This window comes from Brevibacillus sp. SIMBA_040 (assembly GCF_046535075.1).
Classification (GTDB): domain Bacteria; phylum Bacillota; class Bacilli; order Brevibacillales; family Brevibacillaceae; genus Brevibacillus.
In genome coordinates this window covers 1-256 of record NZ_JAWRXI010000287.1, presented here as the reverse complement: position 1 = coordinate 256, position 256 = coordinate 1, and the positions used below count along the sequence as shown (strand labels likewise).

Sequence of the window (256 nt, the reverse complement as noted above, 5' to 3'; positions counted from 1 at the left end):
ATTGAGCCTTAACATATCCTTGATCGGCCGACTTTTGATACCAACCCACTGCTTTAGCATAATCCTGACGTATGCCTTTGCCATTGTCGTACCTCACTCCAAGGTTATATTGAGCATAAGCATCACCTTGGTTAGCTGATTTTTTATACAACTCCAATGATTTAGCATAATCTTGACGCACGCCTTTGCCTTGGGCATATATCACTCCAAGGTTATATTGAGCATAAGCATCACCTTGGTTAGCTGATTTTTTATA

The 256-nt window shown here is 40.2% G+C and carries 1 protein-coding gene; it reads right to left on the bottom strand.

The annotated features are described in order from the left end of the window. A partial coding sequence (locus tag SB752_RS32865; RefSeq protein WP_410719575.1) for a tetratricopeptide repeat protein occupies positions 1–256 on the bottom strand: 256 nt, incomplete at both ends.